This is a genomic window from [Flexibacter] sp. ATCC 35103, assembly GCF_001975985.1.
In the GTDB taxonomy this organism is placed as follows: domain Bacteria; phylum Bacteroidota; class Bacteroidia; order Flavobacteriales; family Flavobacteriaceae; genus Flavobacterium.
In genome coordinates, this window is record NZ_MTQF01000004.1 from 264,391 (window position 1) to 280,444 (window position 16,054).

General features: G+C 34.9%; 10 protein-coding genes. 9 read left to right on the plus strand and 1 reads right to left on the minus strand.

Features of this window, described 5'->3' with window-relative positions; all coding sequences use genetic code 11:
- Window positions 1–19: 19 nt before the first annotated feature.
- Window positions 20–1,495 carry a nitrate/nitrite transporter gene (locus BXU01_RS09190; RefSeq protein WP_083692896.1) on the minus strand — a complete coding sequence of 492 codons (1,476 nt, stop codon included), beginning with the start codon at window positions 1,493–1,495 and terminating at the stop codon, window positions 20–22.
- Between the two features lie 1,246 nt (window positions 1,496–2,741).
- On the opposite strand from BXU01_RS09190, the gene BXU01_RS09195 reads away from it, so the two are divergent.
- The 9 genes from BXU01_RS09195 (at window position 2,742) to BXU01_RS09235 (ending at window position 15,935) form a co-directional block, all read left to right on the plus strand.
- Window positions 2,742–5,873 carry a TonB-dependent receptor gene (locus BXU01_RS09195; protein WP_083692897.1) on the plus strand — a complete coding sequence of 1,044 codons (3,132 nt, stop codon included), beginning with the start codon at window positions 2,742–2,744 and terminating at the stop codon, window positions 5,871–5,873.
- 13 nt (window positions 5,874–5,886) lie between these two features.
- Window positions 5,887–7,359 carry a RagB/SusD family nutrient uptake outer membrane protein gene (locus BXU01_RS09200; protein ID WP_083692898.1) on the plus strand — a complete coding sequence of 491 codons (1,473 nt, stop codon included), beginning with the start codon at window positions 5,887–5,889 and terminating at the stop codon, window positions 7,357–7,359.
- A gap of 28 nt (window positions 7,360–7,387) precedes the next feature.
- Window positions 7,388–9,313, plus strand: a complete 1,926-nt coding sequence (locus BXU01_RS09205) for an arylsulfatase (RefSeq protein WP_083692899.1) — start codon at window positions 7,388–7,390, stop codon at window positions 9,311–9,313.
- A gap of 93 nt (window positions 9,314–9,406) precedes the next feature.
- On the plus strand, window positions 9,407–9,958 hold the full coding sequence (locus BXU01_RS09210; protein ID WP_083692900.1) for a DUF1254 domain-containing protein: 552 nt from the start codon (window positions 9,407–9,409) through the stop codon (window positions 9,956–9,958).
- A gap of 153 nt (window positions 9,959–10,111) precedes the next feature.
- A complete protein-coding gene (locus tag BXU01_RS09215; RefSeq protein ID WP_165689772.1) occupies window positions 10,112–10,705 on the plus strand; it encodes a DUF1214 domain-containing protein in 594 nt (197 codons plus the stop codon).
- Window positions 10,706–10,980: 275 nt separating this feature from the next.
- A complete protein-coding gene (locus BXU01_RS09220) occupies window positions 10,981–12,042 on the plus strand; it encodes a sterol desaturase family protein (protein WP_083692902.1) in 1,062 nt (353 codons plus the stop codon).
- Between the two features lie 68 nt (window positions 12,043–12,110).
- The gene (locus BXU01_RS09225) at window positions 12,111–12,827 is read left to right on the plus strand and encodes a thioredoxin domain-containing protein (RefSeq protein ID WP_083692903.1); all 717 of its coding nucleotides are present in this window, start codon (window positions 12,111–12,113) and stop codon (window positions 12,825–12,827) included.
- Window positions 12,828–12,834: 7 nt separating this feature from the next.
- The gene (locus BXU01_RS09230) at window positions 12,835–14,451 is read left to right on the plus strand and encodes a sulfatase-like hydrolase/transferase (protein WP_083693281.1); all 1,617 of its coding nucleotides are present in this window, start codon (window positions 12,835–12,837) and stop codon (window positions 14,449–14,451) included.
- Between the two features lie 221 nt (window positions 14,452–14,672).
- A complete protein-coding gene (locus BXU01_RS09235) occupies window positions 14,673–15,935 on the plus strand; it encodes a YeiH family protein (protein WP_083692904.1) in 1,263 nt (420 codons plus the stop codon).
- Window positions 15,936–16,054 lie beyond the last annotated feature (119 nt).

A 16,054-nucleotide genomic window follows, 5' to 3' on the forward strand; every position in this document is an offset into this window, starting at 1 on the left:
ATGTTTTAAATTATTTGTTTTAATGATTGTCTTCGATATCTCTGGTAAAATTTGGAGATTTTGTTCTCATGACATTTATTATTGTTCGATGCATCCAAAGCAGGCATAGAATTGATATTATGAAAATAAATATCCATGAACTGGTCCAGAGACCGGTATAATTAAGGAGATAACCAAAAATGATTGGTCCAACAAAACCACCTAAACCGCCTATTAAACCAACCATTCCGCCTACAACTCCTACTTCATTAGGAAAATATTCCGGGATGTGTTTGTAAACTGCTGCTTTACCAATTCCCCAGGAAATACCAATAAGAATCACCAGAACTACATAAACCCATAAATTAGCACTAAACTTAATTTGTGTCACACCCTGAGCCAGTAATTCTTTCTTTTTTACTTGTTGGTTTTGTTTTACTACGATTTCCTGCCACGAATTTTTTACCGGGAAAATAGCCGTTTCATGATCTTTAGAAGTCTCTTTTTGATTGATATTATGTACTTTACCATTAACAACTATTGCATTTGTAGAAACCTCAGTAACTACACCGCTATTAGTTGCGAGAACTCCGGGTCCTGCGGTAAAAATTTCCATTTTAGGAAACATTAATAAAAAGCTTATGACAATTGATGAGCCCAGAACCCAATACATTACTTTTCTGGCTCCAAATTTATCCGACAGGTATCCTCCAAATGCTCTGATGATTCCGGAAGGCAAACTAAACATTGTAGCAAACATTCCTCCCATTACCAATGAAGTATGATATACATTCATGAAATTTGGAACAAGCCATTGCGAATACGCGACAAAACATCCAAAAACTAAAAAATAATAAGTTCCAAATCTCCAAACCCTAACATTTTTAAGAGGAGACAATAATTCTGTCATGGTTTTTGAAACTCCTGGATTGGTTTTATTTTTCGCAAAAACAACAAAAAGAATTCCTATAAGTACCAGAACAACTGCATAAATGACCGGAAGTAATTTCCATCCGTTTTGTGGATCTGTTTCTGAGAAGTTATTTAATAAAGTAGGTGCAATAAAAGTAGTAATTGCGGCACCTGCATTTCCCATTCCGAAAATGCCCAACGCTCTGCCCTGCCAATTTTTAGGATACCAGATCGAGGTATATCCTATTCCTACAGCAAAACTGGTACCTACTAAACCAAAGAAAAAACTTAGTACTGCAAAACTCCAGAAGGAATTAGCAAAAGGAAGGAGAAATAGTGGAATTGAACATAAAAACAGTAAAATAGAAAATATAATTTTACCACCATATTTATCTGTCAATATACCAATAGGAAGCCTGAAAACAGATCCTGATAAAATGGGGATTCCTAAGAGCCAGCCTGTTTCAACAACTGTAAAATTAAATATCCCTTTATCTACAAGATAAGTGATCAGAACACCATTTAAAGTCCAGCAAGCGAAACACACTGAAAAAGCCAGTGTATTCAAAAATAAAATTCTGTGCGATTGAGATAAATTATCCATATAGAAATATTAAAAACATCTAATTTTAGATTTATCGAGTACTAAATTCCTCAATTTGACGCAAAATTAAATCGTTAGATTCTTACAAAATATGATATATATCATACTAAAGACTTTCTTGTCTTTTATACAAATCAATAATAAGTGCTTATAAAATAGATGGTTTCAATCAAGAACAATAATAACATTACAGGCAGCGGCTCTGCCATTTTAAGATCTTTTGTAAGAATAATTATTTTTGAGGTTAATGATCTTAAAGTATTATAAATAATAATGTTCTCTTTTTTAGGTTAACATTTAACACAATAAAAATAGGAAAAATATTAAGGCTAAATAATTAATTATGAGTTATTTACAATAAAACTTTAAAATATCATGTCTTTAAATTTATTAAAGTCTTTATTTATAGAGCTTAACAAGCTTAATCTTTTTCTTATAAAATTAATATATTAAGAGAATTTGTCTATGATGAAATATTTTTGTGTTTGATCTTAAATGCTCTCTAGTTGACGTTTTTGTGTTGATTTTGAATTCTCTAAGTTTTTAAAAATTAAAAAAACAAGTATAAAATACTACATTTTTTATACATTTCTAATCTGTTTTTTAACATTTGTTTGAGTTTAAAAAATAATTAAATAACTAAAAATCAATATTTTAACCCCAAACAAACAGCTATTTTTATATTTCTGTTTAAAAAAAACGAACAATTTTTTGGATTTTATTATATTAAAATTAACTTTGTCTATAGGATTAGTAGAGTATAAAAATATTTGAAACCATAAAGAATTATATTTTGAAAACAACCGAAAGCATATCGTATTACATTCTTCCTAAAAAATATACATATAACAATTTTTGTTATATGTGCTTCTGTTGCTAATTCTTAGCTTTTTTCGTTTGCATTCGGTTTCCCTTTACTATCGAATCGATTAAAAAACGAATCTTTAAAAATACATCACAAGATTTACCTTATTGAAATTACAAAAAGTCTGTTTGATACATCATTTGTATCGAAAGGATTATTGAAATTATACCTATAAATTAAAAAGAAAAACAACTAATAACTAAAAAAAAACTAAGATGAAGAATATGCAAGGCTGTTGCTGTAAATAAAAAAAGCCATTTCTGCGGCAACAGAAATGGCAAGGCTTAAAGAACATTTATCACTAAATCAAGGAGAAACACTAGAGAGTTGAATATTCAACTTTCAAGGCGCCTTGTTAATTACTTAAACCAGTACAAAGAAATGAAAAAAAAATTAAACATATACTCATTGCTTTTTATCCTGTTGCTATCAGCAGGAATTAATGCCCAGAATACGACTCCTCTCATACAATCTAAGCTCGATGGAACTGTGGTCGATGATATTACAAATCAACCTATTATTGGAGCTTCGATAAATATAAAAGGTACCACTCACGGAGTTGTTACAGATGCTGAAGGAAAATTTTATTTTCAAACCGGACAAAAATTCCCTTATACTTTAATTGTTAGTTACATTGGATATAAAAAAGCAGAAGTTATCGTTGATAAAAATCCTGTAATAATTCACCTGAAGGAAGAACGCCAGGAATTAGATGAGCTTGTAGTCGTGGGATATGGTTCTCAAAAACGAAAAGACATTACAGGTTCTGTAGCATCAGTTCCTAAAGCCAATTTATCTCAGGTTACCTCATCTGCAGATAATTTGTTAAGAGGAGCAATTGCCGGAGTGGTAGTTACGCAAAGTTCAGGTCGTCCGGGTGCTTCTTCAAGCGTTCGTATCAGAGGAGGAAACTCGATTACAGCCGGAAATGAACCTCTTTATGTAGTAGACGGAATATTGATTTATAATGATAACAATAATAGCTCAGCCGGAGTTTCGAATGCCGGCGCTTCTGTCAATGTATTATCGACTATAAATCCTGCCGATATTGAATCGATTGAAGTCTTAAAAGATGCATCAGCAACTGCAATATATGGATCTCGTGGTGCAAATGGTGTCGTAATTATCACCACTAAAAAAGGAACGAAAGGACAAGATAACATTTCGTATCAGGGTTATTTTGGGTTTCAGGATGTTTCAAAAAAATTACATTTAATGAATGCCAGTCAATGGGCAAGCTTACGTAATGATGTTCAGGCAAGTATTGGTCAGGCACCTGCGTTTTCTGCAGATCAGATAGAAGCGTTAAAAACGTCCGGAGGATATGACTGGCAATCTGCACTTTTTAGGACTGCAGCTCCGGTTCAAAATCATCAATTGTCATTTTCTGGTGGCGATGAAAGATCAAGATATGCTGTTTCTGCAGGTTATTTTCAACAGGATGGAATTGTAATTGCATCAGATTTTAAACGAATTTCTCTTCGTGTGAACTATGAAAGAAATTATTCTCAGGCTTTTAAATTTGGGGTGAATGCCAATTACAGCAATTCTGTTTCAAATGGTGTGGGGACAAATGGCGGGGCTTCTGCAGGGAGATCTCCAAGCCCTTTGGTTGTTGCTTTATATCAACCGCCTGTAGTACCTATTAAAAATGCAGACGGAAGTTACAATCTAACTAACAACCCTTACTCAACTGCAGTAAACGGAATCATATCAAACCCAATTAATGATCTGGTAAGTACAACCAATGAAACTAAAATAAACAGAATTTTGACAAGTTTATTTGGTGAATATAAAATAACCAAAAAACTTGTGGCTAAAGTTGCTGTTAGCGGAGATGTAATTAATACTAAACAAAATTATTATGCTCCGGCTACTACTACATCAGGTGCGGGAACTAAAGGTTTAGCATCTGTTGGTGATCGACTGGTAAGTTCTGTATTGAATGAAAATACTTTGAACTACAATACTACTTTTGGCGAAAATCATAAATTCTCAGCTTTAGGAGGTTATACGCTTCAATACACTCAGGGTGAAGTTGTAAATGCAGGTGCCAATACTTTTGTAAATGATGCCAATACTTACAATGCTTTGCAAGATGGTGTTCCTGTAAAACCGTATAGTGATGCATTCGAAAGTGTATTAAAATCGTGGTTGACCAGAATAAATTATTCTTATAAAGGAAAATACAATTTTACACTTTCGGCACGTGCTGACGGTTCGTCACGATTTGGTTCTGAATCTCTTTGGGGTTACTTTCCTTCAGCAGGATTTTCATGGAATATTACAGACGAAGACTTTGCAAAAAATATAAAAGGTGTAACCGAAGCCAAACTTAGAATTACAGCTGGAACAACAGGAAATCAGGAAATTGGAAATTATCTTTCTCTTGCCTCAATGGGTTCTGTAAATTATGCTTTTGGAGGTACATTGCAAACAGGTCTTGCTCCTACCCGATTGGCAAATCCTGATTTGAAATGGGAAAAAACAGATCAATATAATGTTGGTTTAGACTTATCCTTATTAGATCGAAAAATCAATTTTGTTTTTGATGTGTACTACAAGAAAACAAATGATTTATTGATTAATGTACCTGTGCCGTTAACTTCAGGATATGCCACAGTTCTTCAGAATATTGGTGGTGTTGAGAACAAAGGTGTCGAAATTGGCCTGACGACAGAAAACCTGAAAACAGAAAATTTCTCGTGGAATTCGAATATTGTATTTTCAGCAAACAAAAACAAAGTAGTATCTATAGGAAACGGAGTTGACCAGTTTTTTCCGGTCGTACCAAATGGTTCTTTATTACAGCAACAACCTGTTACAGTAAAAGTAGGATTGCCATTGGGAACTTTTTGGGGATACAAAACAAATGGTATTTTCCAGACTCAGGAAGAAGTGAATACACAGCCTAAAATAAACAGTTTGGCCAATACAAAAGTGGGGGACAGAAAATATGTAGATACTAACGGAGATGGCGTAATTACAGCACTTGACAAAGGAAACCTTGGAAGCTCACAGCCAAAATTTGTTGGAAGTTTCAGCAACACGATTTCTTATAATGACTTTGATCTTAATTTCTCTTTTCAGGGATCTTACGGAGGAAAAATTTTCAATGCACTAAATCAGCAATTAGAGATTTCTACTCTTGGAACAAATGCTAATGTAACTCTTGAAGATCGCTGGACACCTGCTAACCCAAGCAATGAAATCCCAAGAGCCACAAGTTCACCACTGGGTATTGTTTCTGAACGTTATGTAGAAGATGCATCTTTTTTAAGATTAAAACTGATCACTTTGGGTTATACACTTCCTAAAAGCCTTTCTTCGAGACTGGGTGCCAAGAGTATTAAATTCTATGTCTCTGCAGAAAATTTAATTACATGGACAAAATACACTGGTTATGATCCAGAAGTAAGTTCATACGAACAAAACAATTTATATCCCGGAATTGACTTTGGATCTTATCCAAATTCTAAAACATTCATTTCCGGCCTGAACGTAACTTTTTAAGTAAAAATATACCATGAAAAAGATTCTATTCACAATCATATTAAGTGCCGGTTTATTTGCATCGTGCACAGATCTGGAGGTAACACCAACTTCTTTTGTAACCGAAGATAATTATTTTAAAACCCAGGATGATGCTATTGCAAGTGTAACTGCTGTTTATGCTTCATTAAGTCTTGATCCGGGAGAACAAAGTTTATTTGGCCGAAACCTGTATTTCTTAACAGATATGGCGACAGATTATGCTGCAGCCGGAGTTTCTGCTACAAACCCGCAAGTACGCGCATTGAGCAGTTTGACCCATGATGCCACTTCTGATCGTGTTCAGGTAGCCTGGCGCCAGATTTATGCCGGAATAAACAGAGCAAACGTATCTATAGACAACATTCCTAAAGTAGCCGGAACAGAGGTTATTAAAACAAGATTAATCAATGAAGCAAAATTTATAAGAGCCTTATTATATTTTCAGGCAGTTCGTCTTTGGGGCGGAGTTCCAATTGTTTTACATGAACCAACTTCTATTCAGGTAGAAAGTTTAAAATCTAAAAGAGCAACTGTAGATGAAGTCTATGCACAAATCATTACAGACTTAAAAGATGCAGAAAACTTACCTGCGACTTATGCTGCAACTGATGCTGGACGAGCTACATCCGGAGCTGCAAAAGCAATTTTAGCTAAAGTTTACCTGACCAGAAAAGATTATCCAAATGCAATTTTAAAAGCAAGAGAAGTAATCAATGGCGGTTACGGATATGCACTTTTTGAAAGTTTTGGAGATATATTTGCAAAAGCAAAAAAGAACGGAAAAGAAGATATTTTCTCTGTTCAGTTTGAGCCTAATATGGCTGGAAACGGATCTAGCGGAAGTACGTTTCAATCTACCTCTTTTACTGGATTTACAGCCACAGAACCGGCAGATATTATTTCTGATGTAGCTCAGTTTTATGATATATACGCAACCGGAGATACCAGAAGAGATGTAAGTTATGCCAAAACATTACCAATTCCGGGTACAGCAAACACGTACACTTTTCCTAAACCAATTTTTAAAAAATACCTGGATTTAACCAATCTGGCAACGCCCGGCAACGTAGCCATTAATTTTCCTGTTATTCGTTATGCTGATATCCTATTGTCTCTGGCGGAAGCGATAAATGAACAGGGAGCACCAACAGCAGAAGCATATGAATTGATCAATCAGGTAAGACGAAGAGCTTTTGCAAAACCAATTACAACACCGGATGCAACTGTAGATCTAATTGGATTAACGCAAACCTCTTTCAGGGCTGCTATTCAGGAAGAACGCAAAAAAGAATTTGTTCAGGAAGGACAACGCTGGTATGATTTAGTTCGCTGGGGAACTCTGGTTACCGAAGTAAAAAAAGTAACCGCTAAAAACTCCGTTTCCGAAAGAAATAATTTATATCCAATTCCGCAAAGCGAAAGAAATATTGATCCTGTAGGGTTACCACAAAACCCTGGATATTAACATAAACCACAACCAAAAAACTAGAATTATGAAAAATTTTAAATTTAACAGTACAATCAAAAGCTCGCAAAAAGGGCTTTTGATTACTGCATTGCTTGTTGTACAATTCGGTTTTGCACAAGATAAAAATGTAGAATTCAAAGGTGTAGTTGGTAAAACTCTAGCCGATTCTAAAGAATATTGGCCAGATCCTGTAAAAGCGCCTGCAGGTGCACCAAACGTTGTCTGGATTTTATTAGACGATGTAGGATTTGGAGCTTCAAGTGCTTTTGGAGGTTTGATTCAAACCCCAAATTTTGATCAATTGGCAAATAATGGTTTGCGATACACCAACTTTCATACGACTGCTATTTGCGCTCCTACCCGTGCGGCATTATTAACCGGTAGAAATTCAGGTAAAGTACACGTTAGCGGGTTCTCTCACACTATTCTTTCAGCAGGTTTCCCGGGTTGGGATGGCAGAATCCCGTCAGATAAAGGAACTATTGCAGAGATTTTACGTGAGAATGGCTATAATACTTTTGCCGTTGGTAAATATGGTGTAACTCCAGATGAAGAAGCTACAGATGCAGGACCGTTTGACAGATGGCCAACCGGAAAAGGATTTGATCATTTCTATGGCTTCTTAGGTTCACAAACAGATCAGTACAATCCTGATTTAGTAGAAGATCAAACACATATAAAACCAGATGGGCGTCATTTAAACGAACTTATTACGGATAAAGCGATTAGTTTTATTCAGAAACAACAAAAAGCAGCGCCGGGAAAACCGTTCTTTTTGTATTATGCTCCCGGAGCAGCTCATGCGCCGCATCAGGTGGCTACAAAATGGAGCGATCCTTATAAAGGAAAATTTGACAAAGGCTGGGATGCGTATCGTGAAGAAGTAATTGCAAACCAAAAGAAACTAGGTGTAATTCCTGCAAACGCTGTATTACCGGACCGTAACCCGCTTATTACAGACTGGAAAAAACTTACTCCGGAACAAAAGAAAGTATATGCTCGTTTTATGGAAGTTTATGCCGGATTCCTGACGTATACAGATTATGAAATTGGAAGAGTGGTAAACTATCTAAAAGAAAGCAATCAGTTGGACAATACAGTCATTTTTGTTGCAATTGGTGATAATGGAGCCAGTAAAGAAGGAACTACAGAAGGAACAATTAACCAAAGTTTATTTTCTCAGGGAACATCTGACGACGAAAACCTAAAGAAAAACCTGGCTAATATTGATGAAATTGGTACTGCAAAAGGTTTAAATACAAATTACCCTTTAGGATGGGCCCAGGCAACAAATGTACCTTTTAAAAACTGGAAACAAGATGCACAATCTGAAGGTGGAACACATAATCCGTTGATTGTTTTTTATCCAAAAGGAATCAAAGAAAAAGGCGGAATCAGAAATCAATACAGTCATGTAACCGATTTATTGCCTACAACACTGGATATTGCGGGAATTAAAGCTCCGGAATATATCAAATCAGTAAAACAAGATACCATACAAGGTTCTTCTTTATATGCTTCTTTGAACGATGCCAAAGCAGAATCTTTACACAAAATCCAGTATTACTATATTTTTGGAAACAGAGCTATCTATAAAGATGGATGGAAAGCCGGAGCAGCACATTTACCAGATTCATTTGCCGTAAAAAAAGCTTTGGGAAAAAATGAAAAACCTGCCGAAAGCAATTTTGACTCTGATGTTTGGGAATTATACAACTTAAACGAAGATTTTAACGAGCGTAATAATCTTGCCAAAAAATATCCTGAAAAATTAGCTGAACTGCAAAAACTTTTTGATGAGCAAGCCAAAGAAAACAATGTTTATCCGCTTATAGACTGGCAGGATGTATACAACAGAAGAATTCATAATACCGGAGCTGACAAAGGCAAAACGTTACAGGATTTAGTAAAACAAGTCAACAAAGGCGGAGATGCCGGAAGCTCTAAATAATCTTTTAGAAGAAAATAAATAAAAAACCATCAGAGCTATTAATTATTCTCCACAAGTATATGTTAATGGCTCTGATATTAAAACAAGTAAATTATGGCAGCAACAAAACCAATTTTGAAAAAGGGCATTTTTGCCTTGATTCTTGTAGTAATTGCGGTAAGTTTTTACTACCTGACGATCTGGATAACTCCTTATTATGTGCAAAAAAAGTTTGCCGAGAAAAGTTTGGGAGATATCAATACAGCCCGATTTGGAGATCAGCCAAATGCTGAAAACAGCAGAGTAATTCCGTTACCAAATCCGGACTTTTTATATTCTACAATCAATTATGATTTGAAAGATAACGTACTGAAAATTTCAGGAATTGTACCGGATTCAACGTATTGGTCCATCTCTGCCTATCAGGAAAACACCACCAACTTTTTTGTGGAAAATGAAGAGAAAGTAAAATCAAAATTCGAATATTACTTAGCTCCTGAAGGAAGCACTGCTGAAGTTTTGAAAAATATTCCGAAAGAAAGAATCATTTACAGTCCCACAACAAAAGGATTGATTTTGTTTCGTTATTTAGTTTCGAAAGCCTATCCGGTAAGAACATTGGCAGAATTGCAACATGATGTTACAGTAGAAAAATTAGGGAAGTAAGCAAAATCTTTGTCATGGGACGCAGATGACGCGGATTTGCTTTGCAAAAACGCAGATTTAAACGGATTTTTTATTTTAATTCCAAAAAATGTCATCTAGAGCGAAATGACAAGATTACGCAAAAACAAAACGTTCAACTTAAAATCAAATAAAATGGCTTTAAATCAAAAAATTAAAAAGATAGGTCTTGCAGTAGCATTGATCATTCTTGCGATAGTATTAGGAAGTGCCGTTGGTGTTTACAACATTAAATCCGGAAAAAGTAATTCGCAGCGCATTATTGGCAATTGGCAAACCATCGACAAAGATAAAGACCTCAACTCAGCTGATTTACTTACAATTGCACAAGTAGCTGTTTACGGTCCTTATGCCCTGACAAAAAAAGAGGTAATCTATTTAAGTACAAACACAGACAGCGATGGAAATGAACTGGATCCTAAATCAGATTATATCATAAGCGGAAAAAAGCTGGATGCTAAATACTGGAGTATTACGGCGTATGATGAAAATGGTTTTTTAATTAAAAATCCAATCAATAAATACAGCTATAATCTTGAAGATGTAAAATATGAAGCCGACAGCACTTCTTATCAGATCAATCTTTCAGGTTCTGCACAAAAAGAAAACTGGTTGCCTGTCAACAATGTCAAAAAAGCAACTTTGATTATACGTTTGTATTTACCATCAGAAAAACTCAGAGACAATTTAACGGTTGAAACACTACCGTCTATCAAAAAAATAAAATAAAAGTATTATAACAAATTTCTGGAAAACAATTAAATAAAACTCTACTAAATCCATAGAATTAGAAGTTTATATTTTTAATTTTACCATACTTTAAAATTTCTGATTATCAGAACATTCAAAAAGAATTATAAACCAGAATAAAGAAACAGATGAAACGAGTAGACTATGAAATTATAGGAAAAAAGATTGTTGTGGGAACAATTCTCTTTTTAGTTCCGCTGGCTATTTTGGCCGGAGGTTTAGCATTAGTAAATCAAATTTTAAAATAAGAAATCATGGCAATAGTTCAAAAATCAAAACTAACAAGAGATTTAGGTATTAGTCTTTTGTTGTATGCACTGCCGGTAGTGGCAATTTATCTTTATTTCAAATTAGGCAATGGCCTGATAACTGATTCTCACATTACTTTACCCTCATTTTTAGAATTTGCGCAGCCTGCGTTTGCTAATATCAGAACATGGGGATTAACCGTTTTTATGCTTGTTTTAGGAATCATTGAGTTTGGCGCAGGTTTATATGACGATCAATGGACAGGTGAAGAACGCAAAATAGATATCATTTCTTTCCTGGCACCCAAACTAATTTTACCTCCTGTAATTGCTTTTTTCAGCTTAACAGCTTTACCTTATTTAATTCCTGATCTTGCCAACTCACTTTCATGGGTTCCGTTTTGGGGAGGTTTCTTTTTAATCGCTGTTGCAGATGATTTAACACAATATTGGTATCACAGATTGCACCATCAGGTTCCGTTTTTGTGGCGTTTTCACAGAACACATCATTCCGCTCCTTATATGGGTATGGCGATGCTTTCGAGACAAAACTTTATTTATACCATTTTCTTTTCTCAAATTTATTTAACAGCGGCTCTAACTTATTTAGGTTTAGGTTTACCTGCGTTATTTGTTTTGGTCATCAAAAGTTTTATTACTCTGGGAGCGCATTCCAGCATTGCGTGGGATAAACCACTTTACAAATACAAAGTTTTACACCCAATTGCATGGGTTTTAGAACGTTTGATTTCTACTCCTGCAACGCATCACGCGCATCATGCTGATACAAGTGGCGATGGAGTTGGCCATTTTAAAGGCAACTTTGGTAATATGTTCTTTATCTGGGATGTCATTTTTGGGACTGGTTTAATCACACGTAAATTTCCAAAATCGTACGGAATCAAATCGTATAAACAAGAAGAATGGTATGCGCAGTTTTTGTGGCCAATATTCAAATCTAAAAAAGAAGGAAGTGCCCTTGCCGAAGGCGTTTTTGCTGTTCCGCTAAAGCAAAAAGAAGAAAGTATTTCTCCAACTCCGGTTTATTACGAGCAAGCTCAATCATAAAAAAATTTAGAAAAACAGTGTATTCTTCATTAAGATGAATACACTGTTTGGCTATAAAAACAATAATTATGAAAAATATAGTACTTAAAACCAGTACAATTATATACCTGTTTTTTACCACTCTGGGTTTTGCTCAGGACAAAGGTGCCAGCAGTATTGTATTACTGGATGCTTTTTATGCAAAAATTAAAAGTCAAAAAAATCCACAGATAATTGATGCGAGAGGTCCGGAAGAATTTGCCTTAAACCATATCGAAGGTGCTTTAAATTTTAACCTTAAATCAGAGAATTACGAAAAAGCCGTAGCTGCTTTAAATCCTTTACAACCGGTATTTATTTATTCGATTGCCGCATACAGAAGTGGTCTTTTATCAACTGAATTAATAAAAAAAGGATTCTCTGAGGTATATATTTTAGAAGGCGGAATTGCAGCCTGGATTGGTGGTGGAAAACCTTTTTACTCCAATTTAAAAAGCAAATTATCATTATCGGAATACAAAAAAATAATCGCTGAAAATAAGTATGTTTTGGTAGATATCGGATCAAAATATTGTGCAACCTGCAAAACCGTAAAACCTATTTTAGAAAATCTGAGAACCCAATACGGAGAAAAACTCAAAATTGTTCAAATTGAGCTAGAAGAAAGTCCGCAGGTTATCGCCGATTTAAAAACAGTAAAAGTCTTTCCTACTTTGATATTGTATCAAAATGGTAAAATTGTTTTTAAAAATGATGGTTTAGGAGACTTAAAAAATAATGTTGATGTGGCTTTGGCTTCGAAATAAAAAAAATATGGCGCTATCCAAAATAAAAAAAATCACTCTGTCAATAGTTATTGTCCTTTTTCTAATAGCATTATTTCTATTCTGGCCCATCAATACGGATGGAACTTTAATACAACCGGATAAAAAATTATTAGCAGGAAAAGCAGCATTTCTTTCTGAAAAAATTTCTACAGACAGTTCTTTCAAAAAACCAAATATTATCATTCTTCTTGCTGATGATTTAGGAAAATATGATATTTCGCTATACGGAGGAAAATCTACACCAACACCACAAATAGATTCACTGGCAGCTTCAGGCGTAACTTTTCAGGATGGTTATGTTTCAGCTTCTATTTGTTCGCCTTCTCGAGCCGGAATTTTAACGGGACGTTATCAGGAACGTTTTGGACATGAATTTCAACCTGGAGACCGATATCCCAAAAATAACTTAGAATATTATGGTTTTAAGTATTTGATCAATACAAATAATTGGAGACTGAATGATAAAATCAATTATCCAAACGAAGCTTCGATTGCAACACAAGGATTGCCACAATCTGAAATTACTTTTGCAGATCTGGCAAAAAGAGAAGGTTACAGCACGGCAATTATTGGTAAATGGCATCTGGGACATAACAAAGGATTTTTTCCTTTAGATCGTGGCTTCGATTATCATTACGGATTCTATCAGGCATTCTCGCTTTATACTCCCGAAGATGATAATCCGGATATTATCAACCATCATCATAAAGATTTTACCGATAAAATGATTTGGGGAAATGGCCGTGTTGGCATTGGACAAATTCGTCGCGACACCACCATCATACATAATAAAGCATATCTAACCGAAACATTCGCTGATGAAGCAGAAGCTTTTATTGAAAAAAACAAAACCAAACCTTTTTTATTATATGTTCCGTTTAATGCACCACACACGCCATTTCAGGTTCGTAAAAAATATTATGATCGTTTCCCGAATGTAAAAGACGAAAACAAACGGGTTTATTTTGCCATGATCAGCGCATTGGATGATGCCGTGGGAAGAATCAGGGCCAAAGTTAAAAAAGAAGGTCTGGAAGATAATACATTAATCTTTTTTGCCAGCGATAATGGTGGTGCAGATTATACTTTTGCAACAACAAACGCGCCATTGAAAGCCGGAAAGTTTTCTCATTTTGAAGGCGGAGTAAATGTTCCGTTTGCACTTTCGTGGAAGGGAAAAATCAAACCACACACCATTTATAAAACGCCGGTAAGTACTTTGGATATTTTTAGTACAATTGCCGCTGCCATTAATTCTGATTTACCAAAAGACCGTGTTTATGATGGAGTTGATCTCGTAAGTACCGTTAATGAAAACAAAGAAGCACACAAAACTTTATATTGGCGATCCGGCGATGCAAAAGCCATTAGGAGCGGTGATTGGAAATTAATCATCAGCGGAAAAACACACGAAGAATGGCTTTATAATTTAGCAAAAGACAAATCTGAAACTACAGATCTTGCCAAAAAAAATCCGGCGAAAGTAACAGAATTACATCTTGCTTTACAAAACTGGGAAAAAGGCCTGGTAAAACCTTTATGGCCAAATCTAACACATTATGAATTTGATTTTGGCAAACAAAAATATTTTGTCGATTTGTAATCCTTCTGGTATCCTAACAGGTTTTTAAAACCTGTTAGGTATTTAGTTTTAAATCAGCTAAGTCAAATAAAAGTTAGGCTAAAGCCAATTTCATTGAAATAACAATAACTTCCAGCCAGAGCTGGAGTCTATTCAAAATAGAAATTATAACTTTTTTTTAATAACTCTAAAATAAATACCTAACAGGTTTTAAAAACCTGTTAGGCTAATAAAATAATACAATGTCAACCTCAACCAAATCATTGAACATTCACGAAGACTGGACTGTCGTAATTCTCGGATTTATAATCATCGGGATTTCCCTTTTTGTATTCCTGCCCGAAGTTCCGGTTTTCAAATGGTCAACCGGAACCGATTTATTCCAGGATGTATTTGATTTCGGAAACCTTAAAATTATCGGATTACAATTTTTATATCTTATCATTATCGGTACTCTGGGAGCTTTTCTGATCGGTAAATCGGTAAAATACTTTTTGCTTGGCTTTCCAGTTGTTTATATCCTGACTGTTATTGCACTGATTATTGCAGGAAATACTCAAATAAAAGCATTGAATTTAGAAGCTGTAATTTTTAGTTTGATTATTGGTTTGGCAATTGGTAATTTCTTTAAACTTCCGGAATGGTTTCGATCAGCACTTTCTACAGAAGTTTTTGTAAAAGTTGGATTGGTTTTATTAGGAACCAGCGTTATCTTTTCAGACATTCTAAAAGCAGGTTCTTTAGGATTAATTCAGGCTTTGATTGTAGTATTATCCGTTTGGTATTTTGCTTTTTGGTTGTGTAAAAAACTAAAAGTCGATGATGAACTGACGATGATGATTTCAAGTGCAGTTTCTATTTGTGGCGTTTCTGCAGCCATTGCCACTTCAGGAGCGATAAAAGGTGATTCTAAAAAACTGTCTTATGTTATTTCGATTGTTTTGGTAACCGCAATTCCAATGATGATTTTCATGCCCATAATTGCAAAATATTTCAATTTTCCTGAAGAAGTTACCGGCGCATGGTTAGGCGGAAGTATCGATACATCAGGCGCTGTGGTAGCTTCCGGATCTTTGGTTGGCGAAACTGCTTTGAAGATTAGCACGATTGTAAAATTTTCTCAAAATGTATTATTAGGCATAGCTGCTTTTGCAATCTCAGTATATTGGACCTATACACATAACAAATCAGAAGAAGTTATAGCATCAAAACCTACTTTAAGTGTTATTTGGGAACGTTTTCCAAAGTTTGTAATTGGATTTATTGCGGCTTCATTGCTGTTTTCTTTCCTGCTAACTTCTGAAACCAGAGATGGTGTAAAAGACAGCCTGAAGAATTTACAAGGCATATGGTTTGCTTTGGCTTTTACCAGTATTGGTCTCGAAACCAACTTTAAGGATTTACTGAGTAATAATAGCCGTAAACCTTTGTACGCCTTTTTAATAGCGCAATTATTCAATGTCATTGTTACCCTGATTATTGCTTTTTTACTGTTTGGTAAGTAAAAAAATAATCTCGCAAAGGCGCTAAGGCGCAAAGTTTAAACGCAATATTGTCATTGCGAGGAACGAAGCAACCACACTAACAATGATATACAACATTTCACTTTGCTAATGAGGTTGCT

Coding starts and splice junctions, on each gene's coding strand:
- BXU01_RS09200 (WP_083692898.1), top strand. CDS start 5,887: ATGAAAAAGATTCTATTCACAATCATATTAAGTGCCGGTTTATTTGCA.
- BXU01_RS09235 (WP_083692904.1), top strand. CDS start 14,673: ATGTCAACCTCAACCAAATCATTGAACATTCACGAAGACTGGACTGTC.
- BXU01_RS09190 (WP_083692896.1), bottom strand. CDS start 1,495: ATGGATAATTTATCTCAATCGCACAGAATTTTATTTTTGAATACACTG.
- BXU01_RS09215 (WP_165689772.1), top strand. CDS start 10,112: ATGGCTTTAAATCAAAAAATTAAAAAGATAGGTCTTGCAGTAGCATTG.
- BXU01_RS09195 (WP_083692897.1), top strand. CDS start 2,742: ATGAAAAAAAAATTAAACATATACTCATTGCTTTTTATCCTGTTGCTA.
- BXU01_RS09205 (WP_083692899.1), top strand. CDS start 7,388: ATGAAAAATTTTAAATTTAACAGTACAATCAAAAGCTCGCAAAAAGGG.
- BXU01_RS09210 (WP_083692900.1), top strand. CDS start 9,407: ATGGCAGCAACAAAACCAATTTTGAAAAAGGGCATTTTTGCCTTGATT.
- BXU01_RS09220 (WP_083692902.1), top strand. CDS start 10,981: ATGGCAATAGTTCAAAAATCAAAACTAACAAGAGATTTAGGTATTAGT.
- BXU01_RS09225 (WP_083692903.1), top strand. CDS start 12,111: ATGAAAAATATAGTACTTAAAACCAGTACAATTATATACCTGTTTTTT.
- BXU01_RS09230 (WP_083693281.1), top strand. CDS start 12,835: ATGGCGCTATCCAAAATAAAAAAAATCACTCTGTCAATAGTTATTGTC.